The sequence below is a fragment of the Gracilibacillus saliphilus genome (genome assembly GCF_010994085.1).
GTDB classification, from domain to species: domain Bacteria; phylum Bacillota; class Bacilli; order Bacillales; family Amphibacillaceae; genus Gracilibacillus; species Gracilibacillus lacisalsi.
In genome coordinates, this window is the sequence record NZ_WJEB01000088.1 from 1 (window position 1) to 445 (window position 445).

At 33.9% G+C, this 445-nt stretch carries 1 protein-coding gene; it reads left to right on the top strand.

Annotated elements, in window-relative coordinates; genetic code table 11:
• A partial coding sequence (locus GHT08_RS21970) for a DNA/RNA non-specific endonuclease (protein WP_238343657.1) occupies positions 1–445 on the top strand: 445 nt, incomplete at both ends.

Here is a 445-nt window from a genome sequence, read left to right on the forward strand (position 1 = left end):
TGATGTTTGCGAAAAGAAGTGGTGGAGGAATCGGTAGAAGGGATACTGTTAATCATTCTAATAGTAAAGGTTTTGATGATAACAAAAGAAATAGAGTTCATATGAACGAAGATGGAACGTTAAAACCTAACGTCAAATATCAAACAGGTGAATATAATTACGATTATAAAACAGATGAATTAGGAAGGTTAACTGAATTCAATGCGGACGACTTAAAGTTAACAAAGCGTGATAATAGATTACCTCACAAAACTGATACCCCTGGTAAGGAATCGGGAGATCATGCTGGCCATCTAGCAGGAGATCGATTTGGTGCTTCTCCAGAATTAGATAATCTAGTTTCACAATCTAGTAGTGTTAACTTAAGTAAATATAAAAAGTTAGAAAATAAATGGGCTAAAGCAATTGAAGAAGGTAAGCACGTTTCTGTGAATGTAAAAATTAA